Annotated in this window: 21 protein-coding genes; 18 read left to right on the forward strand and 3 right to left on the reverse strand. The window is 62.9% G+C overall.

The window, feature by feature from the left end:
• Positions 1–21 precede the first annotated feature (21 nt).
• The 3 genes from trfA to QZM15_RS29865 all read right to left on the reverse strand — a co-directional run bounded on the left by trfA (position 22) and on the right by QZM15_RS29865 (position 3260).
• Entirely contained in the window at positions 22–879 is an 858-nt protein-coding gene (trfA, locus tag QZM15_RS29855) for a plasmid replication initiator TrfA (RefSeq protein ID WP_027813522.1), read from the reverse strand.
• A gap of 744 nt (positions 880–1623) precedes the next feature.
• On the reverse strand, positions 1624–2589 hold the full coding sequence (locus QZM15_RS29860) for a ParB/RepB/Spo0J family partition protein (protein ID WP_109343282.1): 966 nt from the start codon (positions 2587–2589) through the stop codon (positions 1624–1626).
• Positions 2589–3260: an AAA family ATPase gene (locus QZM15_RS29865; protein WP_109343281.1), complete on the reverse strand. Its 672-nt coding sequence runs from the start codon at positions 3258–3260 to the stop codon at positions 2589–2591. Before QZM15_RS29865 ends, QZM15_RS29860 begins: the two co-directional genes overlap by 1 nt.
• A gap of 517 nt (positions 3261–3777) precedes the next feature.
• On the opposite strand from QZM15_RS29865, the gene ligD reads away from it, so the two are divergent.
• From ligD to QZM15_RS29955, 18 genes are all read left to right on the forward strand, one after another.
• Entirely contained in the window at positions 3778–4746 is a 969-nt protein-coding gene (ligD, locus tag QZM15_RS29870) for a non-homologous end-joining DNA ligase (RefSeq protein ID WP_217445147.1), read from the forward strand.
• Between the two features lie 121 nt (positions 4747–4867).
• On the forward strand, positions 4868–5110 hold the full coding sequence (locus QZM15_RS29875; RefSeq protein WP_080330903.1) for an antitoxin: 243 nt from the start codon (positions 4868–4870) through the stop codon (positions 5108–5110).
• Positions 5107–5517, forward strand: a complete 411-nt coding sequence (locus tag QZM15_RS29880; protein ID WP_011695140.1) for a type II toxin-antitoxin system VapC family toxin — start codon at positions 5107–5109, stop codon at positions 5515–5517. Before QZM15_RS29875 ends, QZM15_RS29880 begins: the two co-directional genes overlap by 4 nt.
• 80 nt (positions 5518–5597) lie before the next feature.
• A complete protein-coding gene (locus QZM15_RS29885) occupies positions 5598–5738 on the forward strand; it encodes a hypothetical protein (RefSeq protein ID WP_174393667.1) in 141 nt (46 codons plus the stop codon).
• An 84-nt stretch (positions 5739–5822) separates the two neighbouring features.
• Positions 5823–6176: a hypothetical protein gene (locus QZM15_RS29890; protein ID WP_224023819.1), complete on the forward strand. Its 354-nt coding sequence runs from the start codon at positions 5823–5825 to the stop codon at positions 6174–6176.
• A gap of 147 nt (positions 6177–6323) precedes the next feature.
• Positions 6324–6653, forward strand: a complete 330-nt coding sequence (locus tag QZM15_RS29895) for a hypothetical protein (protein WP_058904012.1) — start codon at positions 6324–6326, stop codon at positions 6651–6653.
• Between the two features lie 183 nt (positions 6654–6836).
• Entirely contained in the window at positions 6837–7547 is a 711-nt protein-coding gene (locus QZM15_RS29900; protein ID WP_109343279.1) for a DNA-binding transcriptional regulator, read from the forward strand.
• Between the two features lie 92 nt (positions 7548–7639).
• Entirely contained in the window at positions 7640–8308 is a 669-nt protein-coding gene (locus QZM15_RS29905) for a hypothetical protein (protein ID WP_109343278.1), read from the forward strand.
• Between the two features lie 45 nt (positions 8309–8353).
• Complete coding sequence (locus tag QZM15_RS29910; RefSeq protein ID WP_109343277.1) at positions 8354–8821, forward strand: hypothetical protein; 468 nt, start codon at positions 8354–8356, stop codon at positions 8819–8821.
• Between the two features lie 104 nt (positions 8822–8925).
• Positions 8926–9216, forward strand: a complete 291-nt coding sequence (locus QZM15_RS29915; RefSeq protein WP_109343276.1) for a hypothetical protein — start codon at positions 8926–8928, stop codon at positions 9214–9216.
• Entirely contained in the window at positions 9213–9458 is a 246-nt protein-coding gene (locus QZM15_RS29920) for a hypothetical protein (protein ID WP_109343275.1), read from the forward strand. The genes QZM15_RS29915 and QZM15_RS29920 overlap by 4 nt, the downstream gene beginning before the upstream one ends.
• Before the next feature lie 9 nt (positions 9459–9467).
• Positions 9468–9758 carry a hypothetical protein gene (locus QZM15_RS29925; RefSeq protein ID WP_109343274.1) on the forward strand — a complete coding sequence of 97 codons (291 nt, stop codon included), beginning with the start codon at positions 9468–9470 and terminating at the stop codon, positions 9756–9758.
• Entirely contained in the window at positions 9755–10180 is a 426-nt protein-coding gene (locus tag QZM15_RS29930) for a hypothetical protein (protein WP_109343273.1), read from the forward strand. The genes QZM15_RS29925 and QZM15_RS29930 overlap by 4 nt, the downstream gene beginning before the upstream one ends.
• Before the next feature lie 4 nt (positions 10181–10184).
• On the forward strand, positions 10185–10520 hold the full coding sequence (locus tag QZM15_RS29935; RefSeq protein ID WP_109343272.1) for a hypothetical protein: 336 nt from the start codon (positions 10185–10187) through the stop codon (positions 10518–10520).
• Entirely contained in the window at positions 10475–11437 is a 963-nt protein-coding gene (locus tag QZM15_RS29940; RefSeq protein WP_226094261.1) for a 3'-5' exonuclease, read from the forward strand. Before QZM15_RS29935 ends, QZM15_RS29940 begins: the two co-directional genes overlap by 46 nt.
• 33 nt (positions 11438–11470) lie before the next feature.
• Complete coding sequence (locus QZM15_RS29945; RefSeq protein WP_109343270.1) at positions 11471–11719, forward strand: hypothetical protein; 249 nt, start codon at positions 11471–11473, stop codon at positions 11717–11719.
• A 2-nt stretch (positions 11720–11721) separates the two neighbouring features.
• The gene (locus QZM15_RS29950; RefSeq protein WP_109343269.1) at positions 11722–12150 is read left to right on the forward strand and encodes a hypothetical protein; all 429 of its coding nucleotides are present in this window, start codon (positions 11722–11724) and stop codon (positions 12148–12150) included.
• A 3-nt stretch (positions 12151–12153) separates the two neighbouring features.
• Positions 12154–13998 carry a phage integrase family protein gene (locus QZM15_RS29955; protein WP_109343268.1) on the forward strand — a complete coding sequence of 615 codons (1845 nt, stop codon included), beginning with the start codon at positions 12154–12156 and terminating at the stop codon, positions 13996–13998.
• Positions 13999–14009: the final 11 nt, after the last annotated feature.

The raw sequence follows: 14009 nt of genomic DNA on the forward strand, positions 1-14009 counted from the left end.
CCGACGAACACCGCCTCTATTTCAGGCCGCAATCGCGCCACGCGACGACGCACGCACGACATGCACCAGGTCGTTCTTGTCAATCGTCCAGCTGACCAAGAAGCCCTCTTTCACGAGTTCGTCGAGCGCCTTCTTCAAGTTCGCGCGAAAGTGGAACAACTCTTTCGTCTGCGAACCGCACTGACGATGAAGGAAACGTACAGAATGCGCGAAAGGCACTGCATGGGTGTGGTAGTACGTATGCAACCATTTCGACAACTCGTATCGCAGTCGCTGACGCTGCTCGCGCGCCAGCCGCGTGTAGTCGTCGTCAGAGAATAGCGCGACGATTTCCGGTTCGACGTACGCCACCCACCGCGTCTTGCCGTCAGTTCCCGTTTCGGTGCCTTCCTTCCACAGGAATTTACGGATCAACGACCCGACGAACCCCTTTTTGTTGCCCGTGAAGCGAACCTTGACTTGCCCCGCTTGCAACCGCTCCAGCGTCGTCACGAGCCTGTCGTAACACTTTACCGACGTGCCCCAGCCAAGCGACTTCAACACGCTGTAGCCTGTGAATTCCACCTTCTCGTTCAGCTGAGTATCACGGGCCAGGTGAAGCACTTCAAGAAAGACGTCCGCGTCGTCCTGTCTAAGCTCTTCCCCGCTAAATGAAATCTCGACGCCGTCAACGCTTGCGATCAGCGCCTTCTCCATTCGGCTACGCGGCGCATTCGATTTGTTCACGTTGAACAGTGCCGAGCGCGCGAGTGCGTTTGGCATCCCGCGAACGTTCGCCGGCCACAGTGGAATCTGTGTTGGATGAGATTGCGTTTCCACACCCGCGCTGCTAGCGCGCGCTGCGATCGCTTTCACCTGGTCGACGATGGAATTTGCCATGTGAGAAGTATAAGTACGTGAATTTCGCCATCAAGACCCTCGTCTCGTCTCTCCAGCGATGGTTCAGCAAAAAAGCTACGGGACTATCGTTCCTCCAGCGAGGTATCACGGTGCATTCGTCACTGCAGCGATGTTCCTCGTTCCTCCAGCGTGATACCCCTATCGTGCTTCCAACGTGGTCAATCGTGCCTCCAGCGAGGGAACCCTCGTATCGCCAGCGATGCCACTATCGTTCTTCCAGCGAGCGAGCCTTGCAAAAAACATCTTTGTAATCAATCGGCTACCGCTGTTGTCCACAGCGCCTAATCTTCTTTTAATCTTTTTCTAATCGACCTATCCATCGTTGTAAGCACGATACCTCCGCGCCAACAGAGCCGCGTCGGAACGGCGAATCATCGCTGGATGAACGACAGTGCTGGACATAGTGGTCCTCCCAACCATCGCTGGAGAGACGACCCCGCCCTGTCAGCATCGCTGGAAGAACGAGACAATACCGTCAGGCTGCCGCGTTGCAAGGTGAGTACCCACTCTCGCGCTCGTGCCCGCCCTGTATAGATCATCGCTGGAAGAACGTCACCCTCCATCGCTCCAGAGACGAGTCCAAGCTACTAGGCGACGCTAGCTTCCATCGCTGCATAAACGATAGTCGTGTACCCTGCTCGGTCGCGTGAGCAATGTCCTCCTGCGTCATCCAGGGGACACCCCGATATCGACTCCAACTCGCTTCGCGCTCTAACAGCCACGCTATTCCTTCGGAAAGAGAGCCAAAATCTTTTCGCTGATTTCTGCCGCGACGTCCGGCGCCAACCCCTTCAGCTTCAACTCGATCCGGCCATCTTCTTCAAACGATTTAAACTCGCCCTTCGCTCCGCGGAAGGTCAGTTGCTCACGCGTCGACCTGGGCCGGCGAACCGTCCCTTTCGCAGCAGCTTTACGGCGAGCAGCGACATCGCGATAACCCATTCCACTTTTGGCCGCTTCGGAGATAAGGTCGAGGGTCTCATCTTCCCCTTTCACTTCCCAGAATTCTCGAATTGCGTTCAGCATTTTGAGAGAAAGAAGTTCGGGATATTCAGCCGCGGCTTGAACTATCTTGCTCGGCAATTGAGCAAGCGACAGAGTCCGGCTTACATGATCTTCCCCGAGCTTCAACGCTTTGGCGAGAGCCGCTTGCGTCGGATAGATCTTCCGCGATATCAATTCCTTCCATTTGATCGCGTCATCGAGGGCGCTCTGATCCTTGCGCTCTACGTTAGCAGCGCGGGCTTCCTCATACAGTTCCCGCTCACTGGCTGGTTTGGGGCGAATCTCAAGCCGCAGCGTAGGAAGACCTGCTGTTCGCGCCCCGCGAAGGCGCCTCTCTCCGTCAATTAGTACGAGGTCGCCCGCTTCATCCTGATAGGCACTCGCGGACTGCCCCTGCCCCCGGGCCGCGAGCGACTCCGCCATCTCAGATACAGAAGAGGCTGTATAGATGGCCCTTGGATTGACAGAATTTGATTTAATTTTGCCAACCGGAACTTCATACGTCTGCCCAATTTCGTATTTAGCCGGCTCTTGGCTCGAGCCAACCTCGCCCGCCCGAAGCCGGGAGACGGTTGCCACCGACGGCGCCATGCGAGGATCCCCCACGATCGGAGCCAACGAAGCTGCATCCTCCACCGCCGCAACCCGTTCCACCGCTACTGCTTTTTTCCTGAAAGTAGCCATTACTTGACCTCCGTACCATTGATCCGTTCGATGATTTCCCGATAGACCGCCTCCATCTCATCGATCGCTTTCTTCGACCGATCCCGGCCCTTCAACTCATGAACGGCCCGCCCGGTCTTGCCTGTCGCACGCCAAGCCTCTCTCTGCGGAATCTGTGAATCGAAAAGTCGAATGTCTTCGCTTTTCAAATATGCTCGCAATTCCGCAGTCGCCTTCGATCCTTCGACCGGCGACACCCGAGTGAGCACCACATATGCAGGGATCTCACCGCTTTCATGCCGCGGCCCCATGTCTTTAAGGGTCGCGAAGACATTCAGGGTCGACTCCACCTCTTGTTGATCAGGACCGCACGGGACCAGCACAAGATCGGATAAGAGTGCGCACTCGAGCATCGTCCGGTAGTTCTGCGCACCGATGTCCACCACGACGAGGGTGTACTTGTTGGCGAGATTTGCCAGCTCTCGGGCTGGATTTGCAGGAAGGGCCAGCACTGGAATGGCTGGTGTAACGCCCTCCTCGTTTCGAATTCGCGACCAACTCATCGCAGAACCTTGCTTATCAGTATCGAGAAGAACAACGTCCACTTCTTCCGCTGCAGCCAGGGCTGCTATGTGCGTTGCTAACCGTGTCTTAGCAACACCTCCTTTTTCCGCCCCAATCGTGATGACCATTTCACCTCCACCTGAAAGTGTTCGTTTCGACGTTCGGAGTTTTATTCTTCAGCCAAAATAAGTCAATAAAATCGCTATATTTCTTTGTGATTTTTATGGAATGTGGTCAAGTAGCAACGATTCAGAACGAAAATGCCACGTGCTTGGCCCGAACCAAGATCGCTGGTCCGATGTTGAACGGTCTGCTATGAACCTCGCTTCTAAACGGTCTTGGCTCGAGCCAAGACCGGTTTCCATAGGGAGTCACACAAGATGTCCAAGAGTTGGCTCGAGCCAAGATCCGGCGGAAGCAGCTCACTGAGATTCTGATGGTTACGATCGCCACCAATACTGAACAGCGAATTTACTCTCTGGACCGCCGGTCTTGGCTCGAGCCAAGACCGGCCTGGCCTAGTCAAACGCCCCAGACAACGGGCATATCGATTGCCCACATACCTGCAAAGCGAGGAGGGCATATGGGGGGTGGACAAGTGAGCGTGGCATCCGTGCCCGGACGCGAGTAGCCAGAAATGGAAGCATGCCGGAATTCATCGAGCCGTCGCTTGCCGTGCTTACTGAAGAACCCCCAACGACGGGAGAGTGGGGATATGAGATCAAATTCGACGGCTACCGGATGCTCGCGCGGATCGACGCTGGTGACGTTCGAATCTTCAACAGGAACGGCCACGACTGGACCGCCCGACTGCCGCACCTAAGGTCCGTCCTTGAACGATTGCCGGTCAACCGTGCGTGGCTTGACGCGGAGGCCGTTTGGTTCGATCCAGAAGGGCGGCCAAACTTCAACGGCCTGCAGAATGCGTTTGATAGACGTCGAACTGCAGGAATTTCGCTTGTCGTCTTCGACCTGATGTGGCTTAACAACAATGATCTCCGGCCGCGGACGTGGCGTGAACGCCGCGCCACGCTAACGAAGCTCGTTGCCGAAATTCTCGGGGACGAGGTGCGCCTCTCTGCGGCGATCGATGCCGACCCCGACGCCATGCTGGCCTCGGCGTGTGCCCTCGGACTAAAGGGAATCATGGGCAAGCGGGTGGACGCGCCGTATCGCTCGGGAAGATCGGACAGCTGGATTAAACTCAAATGCAGAAAACGCCAGGAGTTCGTCATTGGCGGATTTTCGCGCCGTAAGGGCGCCACCGTGGGCGTGCGAGAGGTTCTGCTCGGCGTGTACGAGGAGGGCGGACAGCTGCGTTACGTCGGGCACGTCGCGCCGCGCTTCGCGCCTCGCCAGGCACGGGAATTCGAAGACCGCCTTGCAGCCTTGGGCCGCAAGCGCTCGCCGTTCGTCCGCGCGCCGGAACCCGAAGCCGATCGCGAGTTCCACTGGCTGAAGCCGGTGCTTGTTGCCGAAGTAGCGTTTCTCGAGTGGACGCCGACCGGACAGTTGCGTCACCCGTCGTTTCGCGGGCTGCGCGCCGACAAGCCTGCACGGAGCGTAAGCCGCGAAGACCCACTTGAACCGAAACGGGCCCGCAACAGCAAGTGATTTACTCCGAGCAGAAAGACCGATCGATCGATGCGCCGACATGGACATGAGTGCATTGCGAATTCGCGTCGGCTTGTATATGCTGTGGCATATGCCATCCCGATTGAATTGGAGGTACCCCATGCCAACCCATGACACCCGCCACGCGCGCCTGTTTCGCAACGGGCGAAGCCAAGCCGTGCGGATTCCGCGCGAATTCGAATTGCCGGTCTCGGAGGTCACCATCCACCGGGAAGGCCGGCGCCTGATCATCGAGCCCGTAGAGGCCGCGCCCTTGCGCGAGCTGTTCGCCCAATGGACCCCGCTGGACGAGACCTTTCCGGACATCGTGGATCTTCCGCCTGAACCGGTCGACATCGAATGACGCTGTACCTGCTCGATACAAACATTTTGTCGAACGTGATCCGCGACCCGCGCGGCGCATGCGCCACTCGGATCGGAGAAACCCCGCCGGAGCAAGTGTGCACCTCGATCGTCGTTGCGGCGGAACTGCGGTTCGGCGTCTGGAAGCGTGGCTCGTCGACGCTCGCGCAGCGCGTCGAGCAGCTGCTCGCGAGCCTGACCGTGTTGCCGCTGCAGCCCGACGCGGACCGCTGCTACGGGCGGTTGCGGGCCGAGCTCGAAAAGCAAGGCCAGTTGATCGGCGCCAACGACATGCTGATCGCCGCGCATGCGCTGGCTGTCGACGCGGTCCTGGTTACGGACAACACGGCTGAATTTACCCGTGTCGCCGGGTTGCCGGTCGAAAACTGGCTGCGATCTGCGACGTAACGCGGCGTGGCGGCCGCCGGCGGCACGATGGGAGCCACCGACGCACGACAGCGTGACTGAGAACAGAAAAGGAGCGGGGGATGAACGGGTTCGGCGGTGCGGCGATTTTTGCCTTTTCATTGACTGTCGGCTGCCTCGCGCTCGGCTGGAGCGTACCGGCGGTTGTAACGTTCGCCGCGTGCATCGTGTGCACGGTCAACGCGTCCCGGGGCGAGCAATAAGCGCCGGCCGACCGCGGGCGCATCAGGTATCCCGATCGCCGTGCCGCAATACGTGGGCGTAGCGAAGGAGATGGCGAAGTGACAATGCCGATGACGGCTGTCCAGCAGATGTTCCTCGAGTGGTGCATCGGCTACATGAAATTCCGGATCGCCGACGCGATGTCGGTCGGTCTGATGTCCCTCGAGGCCGAGCGCTACGATGCTCTGTGGACCATGCTGCAAAAGGGGCGGTACGGCTTCCTCTGCGACGACATGATCGAGACCGGCCGACGCCTCTTTCCGGACGCGCCAAACGCATCGGAGGGTTCCGGGCTCGACGCGGCCTACGAGCTTGTGTGTACGGCCCTCGACGACTGGTTGCCCAGCTTCATCATCCCGCCTGGCCAGGTATCGTTCCTGCCGGACCCCGAACCGCCGGAGGACGAGCCCGCTGCGTGAGACGCCGGCCCGGGAAGTAGAGCGCGAAAATCGAGAACAGAAGCGGGTCGGGCGATCCGGCACGATATATAAGATCCGGCTAAGGTATCGTTAATGATTTGATTGACATGTGAAAAGCGGCCCGTATAATCGTCGAAAACATCCCAGATGGAGGGCGAAATGCCGCTGAATAAGGATTACCTGCAGGGCGCGTACGACGCGTTTGTCAACAGCGCGATCCAACGGGTGGCCCGTTCGGGCGACCAGGTTTACCACTTCAATATCCCGGCGAACGAGCTGAAGGATGCGTTTGGCCTCGAGCGCTTGCGCGACGAGACCGTCACGGAAGTGCGCAACTTCTTCGCGCGCAAGGGCGTGGACGCCGACTATGAACAGGGCGAGGGCTTCGACATCACGCTGGACCTGAATCGCGCGTCGTTGAAACCGGCCAATGCGCGCGACTTGGCGATCGCACTCGAGATCGAAAGCGCTCGCTGACCGAACCTGACCCGGCTGCGGCCGGGTTTTTGTGGTGCGCGGTCAATGCCGATAACTCCCATTATCGGCATTGCGTTTAATGCATCAAAACCCTGAAGGGCGGTTTATAACATCACTTGACACGACAAAATGTCGTGCTATGCTGATCTACACGACGTTATGTCGGCCTTCATGGAGCCCCTGATGCAACAAGACACGACCGACGTGCTGTACGCGATCCGCTGCGGCGCATGCGGGTACCGCGGCGACACGCGCCGGCCGGACGGCACTTATCACGGCGAAGCCGTGCTGTGCCCGCGCTGCGGCGAGGCCACCGCACTGGAATGGGACGAGAGCGCGGCGCTCGCCGGCGAGTCGCTCGGCCCCGGCGCGACGCATCCGGCCGACAAGGGGCCGGCGCCAACTGCGGAGGCGCTGCGCCAGCTGCGCCAGCGCCACGGTCGCACGCAGGTCGACGTCGCCGCGTGCGTGGGTGTCACCGAGCGCCAGGTGCAGCGGTGGGAGGCCGGCCAGGGGAGCATGCCGACCGCGTCGTGGCACCTGCTACGTCGTGTATGGGGCAGCCGCTTTACCGAGGACTTCGCGCCGGCGCCGGCGCTCACCCGAGGCTGGGATACTCAGCGCGACGCTGTGCGCGACACGATCGAGCGCGGCGACGTGGTCGAGCTGCAACCGCGCAGCGGGCCGCGCCTGCGTGCGATCGTGGCCGCCACGTCGAGCCACGTGATGCCCGAGGGCGACGGCTACAGGGCGATCGTCATCGAGTTTGTCGACGCGCCCGGCGCGGAGGAATTTGCCGGGTTCTGCCTCGGCGAGCGCGTCCAGTTCACGCGCGCGAACGTGATCCACCTCGAGCAGCGGGTGCCGCCGGCGGCCGCGCGTTCAACCGACTAACGGAGACTGGTGATGGCAACAACTTGGCTGCTTGCTTTGGTGGCGATCGACGGCGATCGCACGCCTGCCACCCAACCCTGAACGGAGTCACCATGCCGGAAGTCAACCGCTACAACTCAGGTCTCGCCATACAGGGCGAGCGTTTCCGCGTCACGATCCAACCGTGTTCCAGCCACCTCGAACCCACCGAATCCCATGCCACGCTGCTGGTCACCGTCGACGCGCGTTCGCCGTCCTGGGGCGACGAGTGGGCCCGGGTGAGTGGCGATATCGAGATCCCGGCGCGGCCGGAGGATGTCCGCGTGACGCAGACCGCCGGGATCCTCGACGTACTGCAGGTGCTGCCGCCGAACCACAAGGATCTGCCGGAGTTTCGGACGGGCTTCACATTGACGCTCGAGCCGGGCATGCGCGAGGCGATCCTCGCTGCACTCCCGCGCGTGGAACGCGTCGCGCAGCTGACTATCGCGGTCGGCGAGGTCGCCGAGTCGTTGCTCGGCCGCACGCGTGACCCCTACGCGCAAACCACGTTGAAGTGGTATGAGATCGTCGCCATCGAGTCGGTTGCGGCCAGCATCGTGCTCGGCGAAAAGCCTGTCGACGACGCGATCAAGTGGTCCGTGCTGCTGCCGCCGGAATACACGACCTGGGCCTTCGGCGACGATGGTGACCAACCGCATTACGAGGCGCTTGGCGCCGCGCTGCGCCGGCCGGAAGTGCAAGCGGTCCTGGCTGAAGCCGGCCGCGATCTTGCTGCGTGACGGCCGAGCCGCCGCGCATGCGATACCAACTTTTTGAGGTGCACGATGAGTCTGAAAGCACTCGAGCAACCGATCCTGACCACGGGCCTCACGACCGGTACGCTGTACCGCGCATTCGTCGTGCTGCCGGATGCGCTGTGCCTAACGCGAGGCTCGTACGGGGAACGAACCGTGTTCTTCGAAGCACCACGCGGCAAAGACGAGGCCGCCCACCTTGAACAATTGCTGGCGCACGCGTGGTGCGTCGACACGCGAGGCTGGGCAGAGGATGGCGCCATCTACAACATCTACAGCGCCGCCGAGCTCTATGCGGACAAAACGGATCCAGCCTTCGATCTGCGGCTGCTCGATATCGGTGGTGGCCCGGATGGTGTCGGACCGACCAAGGCGTATTACGCGCGCACACCCGACGTGGATCTGTTCGTGACGCCGCGCGTTGCTGCACGTCTGCGCGAGCTGCTCGCGATCGTCGACGCGTTCTACACGAAGGCCGGCCAGACCACGGCGAAGTGATCAAGGAAGGGCAGGTTGATCGTGCTGCCCGAGCACGACTACCAGGTGTTACGGCGCAGGGGCGACGATCAATACGGATTTTGATCCACGGGGAGGAAAGGTCTATGTCGATATTCGAGATTGCGAGTTGGATTGCCTTGGGGACAGTGCCGATTACGGCGCTGGTTACGGTCGTGCGGTCGGTCTACACCGGGAACTGGCTATGGACGCGATTCCTGTTGCTGCCCGTCATCCTGACGGCATTGCTTCTATGTTTTGATATGACGCGCCGACAACCCGTGGCAATAGTCAACCTGATCGCTGCACTCCCGTTCCTTCTGGCCGCATTTTGCTTAGTTAACATGTTGGCGGGTTTGTGCACGGGTGGCTTGCCGGAGACGGAGACGATCGAATGAAAACGACTGCCCGCTACACTAAAGGCCGCGGAGACGCGTCGGTCCATGCCCGCACGCGCGTGTTCGCGTGGGAGGACCACCAGCTGATCGAGCTCGATGTGGTCGGCATGCTCGACAGTGAACAGCATTTCCGGATCCTCGCGACGGCCGATGAGGCGCAGGCGCTTGCGCAGCAGCTACTCGATGCGGCTGCAAAGATCCGGGCCGCGGCACCCTCCGTTTCCGCCAACCTCAACACCTGAAAATTCAACGTGCACGACTACACCATCCCGTACCTCGAACTGACCGCATCCGCCGAAAGGCACATCCGCGACTATATGATGCTCGCCGTAGCCGCCGGCGACGAAGCAGAGCGCGCGTCATTGCGTGCGTCTGCCGTTAGCGTGTTCGCGTACTGGCTTGGCTTCGTGAATGCGGCGCGGAAAACCGTCGACGGCACGGGAAGGGAAGTGCTGCAGCGTGATGAGCACCGGCTGCTGGATCTGGTCAGGGCCGCGGCCGCACCGTCCGGCAGTACCACATCGGACCACCGCGCACCATGAACGCTGCCTTCGACCGTAACGCCGCACTGGCCGCTGTGAAGTTGTCGCTCGCCGACGCGATCGCGCGCGACTATGCGAATGCCCTGTCGATTGACCGTTACGCGGGCGCCGGCGCGCTGGCGCACTGGCCGCCCAATCCCCATCACTGCCACGAGCAGGTCGCGCGCTGGCTGCAGTCGCACCCCGGCGACACACCGATACGCGGCTGGCTCGCGGACGGGGGCGACGGGGTGCAACAACGCTTCGTGTCCCACTCGTTGATCCGCAGCGCGTCGGGCGCGCTCCTGGATGTCGCGTTCGCGCGGCCGCCGTATGTGCAGCGTTTCATCGAACACCCGGCGGCGGCCGGTGATTTCCTCGCGCTGGTCCTCGGCGAGCCGCCCGTGCCGGAACTCTACGTCTCGATCCCCTGCAGGAGTTAAATACATGGCTCGCTCTTCCACGAAAAAGCCGCCAGCCAGGCCGGCGCCGAAGTACGTCAACGGTGTGGTGTTCACGCTCGCCATGCGGACAGGCGATGTCGAGGTGATCGGCATACCGTTCGAGCACCGCGGACGGACCTGGGCCGTTCATGCCGTCGTCGGGCTCGATGACGTTGCGTGTTACGCAGTATCCGATGTTCTCTTGGGAATGCACGTACCGAAGAGTGAGGCATCGACCATCGACGCGTCGCGTACGGCGGCGATTGCCACGCTCGACGGGATCACCGACGAGAGTTGGGCCAAAGCCTTCGGGTCCGCCCAGACCGCGACGGCCGAGTGAAGATCCGTCACGTCAGGCACCCGGAGAGCTTTCCGATGCGTTACCCGAACCGCGCCGCAGCGCCTGTCGAGCTGCAGACGAAAACCCGGCTGAAGCAGGCACGGCGCAATCTGGCCGCTGGCCAGGCACCGGTAGCGCACTACTGGCAGGGCCATACGTGGGTCGCGCTTTACGATCCTGCGTCGACGGTGCCGATGCGCGCGGCTCGCGCGCCGAGCCCCGCCCAAGCGGCGGCGCTCGCGGCCGGCCGGGCGCTGGCAGGTACCCGGCCATGCGCGATATGCCGCACGCGCACGGCGATCGAGTGGCTGGAACGATACGGATGCTGCGACGCGTGTCGAGAGAACGTCGCTCGCGAGAAGCGCGACGATGCGGCCCGCTGCCTGCACGTCACCGCGAACGAATGGCTGGCCGCCGATCCGCTGTTCATCGACACCGAAACGACCGGCCTCGATCTCCGGGCGGCGATCGTCGAGATCGCGATTCTCGATCGCGCCGGCGCCGTGCTGATCGACACGCTCGTGAGGCCTGCGATGCCGATACCGGCGGCCGCGACGGAGATCCACGGGATCACTGACGCGGACGTCGCCGGCGCGCCCGACTGGACCACGATCGGTCCGCAGGTGGTCAATCTGCTCGCGGGCCGGCTGCTGATCGCCCACAATGGGGCATTTGACGAGCGCCTGTTGTACCAAACATCACGATCCCACGGCGTGACGTTGCCGGCGCTGCGCGTTGAATGCACGATGGAATTGCTGAACGGCTGGGCCGGTCGCTGGCTCAATCTGGCCGACGCCGCATTGATGCTAGGCGCTGGCGCGCCCGCGACCCGTCATCGGGCTTGCGCAGACGCCGAGCAATGCCGGCAGATCGTGCTCGCTGCGGCGCGTGCAGCCCCCGTTTCTACTCAGACCTGAAATCGATCGGCAATTGCAACAGGATCCGTAATCATGATGTCGTATCCGCAGTTCACGGAATTCGCCGAGTGGCAGATTCGCGATTACTGCGCATTGTCGAATCCGGTATATGGAAACGCGGCAGTCGCGCCAGACGTCGCAAAGTCCATTGCACGTGGCGCGTTCAACCTGTGGCGCGAGGTCGCCCTGCAGGGATTTGCTGCCGCCGAGCGGCCGACCTATGAGGCGGACGTGGTGCGCCTGGCCGCCGCGGTCGACGCTTCCTTTCCCGACAAATCCTGAGTATGCGAAAAGCCACCACCCGTAACCGCCGGCCGCTGACCCGCGCGCAGCTGCTGCCGATCCCGGCCGCCGAATTGCGCCGCATCCAGCTGAAGCATCACGTTGCGCTGGCTGCAATGCGCAACGCGCACGACGACGTCGCGCAGCTGGCCACGCTCTTGAATGCGATCTACCTCGCGTACTTCCTCGACCCGGTCGAGCCGGGACCGTATCGACGGGCCGAGGCAGCCCTCCAGGACTGCGCCGATCGCGCCGTGCGTGGCCAATCGGGCAGGCTGACCGACCTCGAGCGTGCTGCTGTCGAGCACGTGCTCGCGCACCTGGATGCGCAGCTGGCCGCGGTACCGATGCACCGCTATGTCGCCGCGTTCGAGCAGCTGCAGCGCGTGACCACGGCCGACACGGTCGTATCCCCCATTCCTGCAGGCTGAACCATGGCGAACCGCCCCCAGCAGCTGGCCCAGATGCCGTTGCGCAGTTACAGCCGTACCGAATTCACGGCGCTTCGCGCGCGCGTGAAAGGCTTGCCGCTCGAGACGATCGAGCGCCTGTACTTCGACCGCGATGCAGCTGAGCCGGTCGATGTCGCGCAGCTGCTGCGCACGATGCGCGACGACCTGGTCGCGGCCGCGCTGCGCGATGGGTCGCCGGTATTGAAATCCCACCTGCAGGCGGCGATCGACAAATATGGCGAGCCGCGCCTGACGCCCGTGTCGCTGCAGCTGATCGAGCAGGTCGCCGCGCAATGGGCGATCGCGGCGCCACAGGCCGAACATCCGGTCGGCCGCTGGTTCCGGCCACTGGTCGCCGCGCGCCTGGCGGGCGAGGGCATCCATACGCTCGGCGAGCTCGTCGCGTTCGTGAATCGCCGCGGCGGGCAGTGGTGGCGATCGGTGCCGCGCATCGGCGTCGGTCGCGCCCGGGTGCTGGTCGCTTGGCTCAAGCGTCACGCAGCGTCGATCTGCGCGGCCGTCGCGGTCGACGTCGACGCCGGCGACGCACTCGCGCCGACGTCGGCGAGCGTCACCGCCGGCGTCGACCACCTGGCCCCGCTCGAGCGCCTGACACTTCCCGTCGAGTTGTCGGGCGCCAACGGGGCAAACCGCGCCCCTGTGTTCGCGTATCTCGGCGCGGCGCACGACTTGGACGCGGTGCGGGCGTACCTGCATCGATACGACGACCGGCCTGCGACGCAGCGGGTCTACAGGAAGGAGCTCGAGCGCCTGGTGCTGTGGTGCGTGGCAGAGCGCGGCGTCGCGCTGTCGTCGATGCGGGTCGAGGATTGCGAGGCATACAAGGCGTTTCTCGCCGCGCCGGGCGAGCGCTTTACGGGGCCGCCGGTCGCGCGCACGAGTCGCCAGTGGCGACCGTTCGCACCCGGCGGCCTGTCGCCGGAAAGCCAGCGCTACGCGGTGCGCACGATTCGCGCGGCATTCACTTGGCTGGTGGCGGTGCGATACCTGGCTGGCAATCCTTGGGCGGCGGTCTCCGATCCGAGCATCATCAGGCGCGTGCGCAAGCTGCAGGTCGAGCGGGCGCTACCGCTCGACCTCTGGACGCGAGTGCGCGCAACGCTGGCCGAACGGAGTGAGCTGCAGGGTCCAAGCGGGCCGCGCTGGCGCGCCGCGCGAGCGCTGATGCTGCTGATGGGGGATGGTGGGCTGCGGATCGCCGAGGCGGCCGCTGCGACGCGTGCCGAGCTCGTCTGGATGCCGGCGGAGGACGACACGCCGGCCAGCTGGTTACTCGAGGTGATCGGCAAGGGCAACAAGCAACGCTACGTGCCGATCAGCGACGAATGCGTCGACGCGCTGCGCGCGCACTGGCAAGATCGCGGCCAGGATCTCGACGCGGCGGCTGCGGCGAAGCCGCCCGGGTTGCCGCTGGTGGCGCCGCTGGTCATCCCGCCGACGCCGCGGGCCCGCGAGAAATTCGGCGACCCCGTCGACAGTGAGGAAGAGGGTGCCGGCACCGCATCAGGAGGGGGATACTCCGTGCGCGGCGCGCGCGGACTCACGCAATGGGCGATCGCGCAGCTGCTCGAAGTGATGTCGGACCTGAGTGAATCGGAGCGGCGCAAGATGGCCAGCACGTCGCCCCATGCATTTCGGCACACGGTCGGCACGCAGATGTTGGCCGCCGGCGTCGCGCTCGAGGTCGTACAGCGTACGCTCGGTCACGCGTCGCTCGGCACCACGTCGATTTATGTGTCGCCGGAAGAGGCGCGGATGCGCCGCGAGGCGGCGAAGTACCATGCGCGGCTAACCCGCGACACCTGAATCGCACATGT

It is taken from the genome of Burkholderia sp. AU44665, from assembly GCF_030504405.1.
Lineage (GTDB): Bacteria > Pseudomonadota > Gammaproteobacteria > Burkholderiales > Burkholderiaceae > Burkholderia > Burkholderia semiarida.

Bases quoted from the DNA above. Each gene is read 5' to 3' on its own strand.
- trfA (WP_027813522.1), bottom strand. From the start codon at position 879: ATGGCAAATTCCATCGTCGACCAGGTGAAAGCGATCGCAGCGCGCGCT.
- QZM15_RS29860 (WP_109343282.1), bottom strand. From the start codon at position 2,589: ATGGCTACTTTCAGGAAAAAAGCAGTAGCGGTGGAACGGGTTGCGGCG.
- QZM15_RS29865 (WP_109343281.1), bottom strand. From the start codon at position 3,260: ATGGTCATCACGATTGGGGCGGAAAAAGGAGGTGTTGCTAAGACACGG.
- ligD (WP_217445147.1), top strand. From the start codon at position 3,778: ATGCCGGAATTCATCGAGCCGTCGCTTGCCGTGCTTACTGAAGAACCC.
- QZM15_RS29875 (WP_080330903.1), top strand. From the start codon at position 4,868: ATGCCAACCCATGACACCCGCCACGCGCGCCTGTTTCGCAACGGGCGA.
- QZM15_RS29880 (WP_011695140.1), top strand. From the start codon at position 5,107: ATGACGCTGTACCTGCTCGATACAAACATTTTGTCGAACGTGATCCGC.
- QZM15_RS29885 (WP_174393667.1), top strand. From the start codon at position 5,598: ATGAACGGGTTCGGCGGTGCGGCGATTTTTGCCTTTTCATTGACTGTC.
- QZM15_RS29890 (WP_224023819.1), top strand. From the start codon at position 5,823: ATGCCGATGACGGCTGTCCAGCAGATGTTCCTCGAGTGGTGCATCGGC.
- QZM15_RS29895 (WP_058904012.1), top strand. From the start codon at position 6,324: ATGGAGGGCGAAATGCCGCTGAATAAGGATTACCTGCAGGGCGCGTAC.
- QZM15_RS29900 (WP_109343279.1), top strand. From the start codon at position 6,837: ATGCAACAAGACACGACCGACGTGCTGTACGCGATCCGCTGCGGCGCA.
- QZM15_RS29905 (WP_109343278.1), top strand. From the start codon at position 7,640: ATGCCGGAAGTCAACCGCTACAACTCAGGTCTCGCCATACAGGGCGAG.
- QZM15_RS29910 (WP_109343277.1), top strand. From the start codon at position 8,354: ATGAGTCTGAAAGCACTCGAGCAACCGATCCTGACCACGGGCCTCACG.
- QZM15_RS29915 (WP_109343276.1), top strand. From the start codon at position 8,926: ATGTCGATATTCGAGATTGCGAGTTGGATTGCCTTGGGGACAGTGCCG.
- QZM15_RS29920 (WP_109343275.1), top strand. From the start codon at position 9,213: ATGAAAACGACTGCCCGCTACACTAAAGGCCGCGGAGACGCGTCGGTC.
- QZM15_RS29930 (WP_109343273.1), top strand. From the start codon at position 9,755: ATGAACGCTGCCTTCGACCGTAACGCCGCACTGGCCGCTGTGAAGTTG.
- QZM15_RS29935 (WP_109343272.1), top strand. From the start codon at position 10,185: ATGGCTCGCTCTTCCACGAAAAAGCCGCCAGCCAGGCCGGCGCCGAAG.
- QZM15_RS29945 (WP_109343270.1), top strand. From the start codon at position 11,471: ATGATGTCGTATCCGCAGTTCACGGAATTCGCCGAGTGGCAGATTCGC.
- QZM15_RS29950 (WP_109343269.1), top strand. From the start codon at position 11,722: ATGCGAAAAGCCACCACCCGTAACCGCCGGCCGCTGACCCGCGCGCAG.
- QZM15_RS29955 (WP_109343268.1), top strand. From the start codon at position 12,154: ATGGCGAACCGCCCCCAGCAGCTGGCCCAGATGCCGTTGCGCAGTTAC.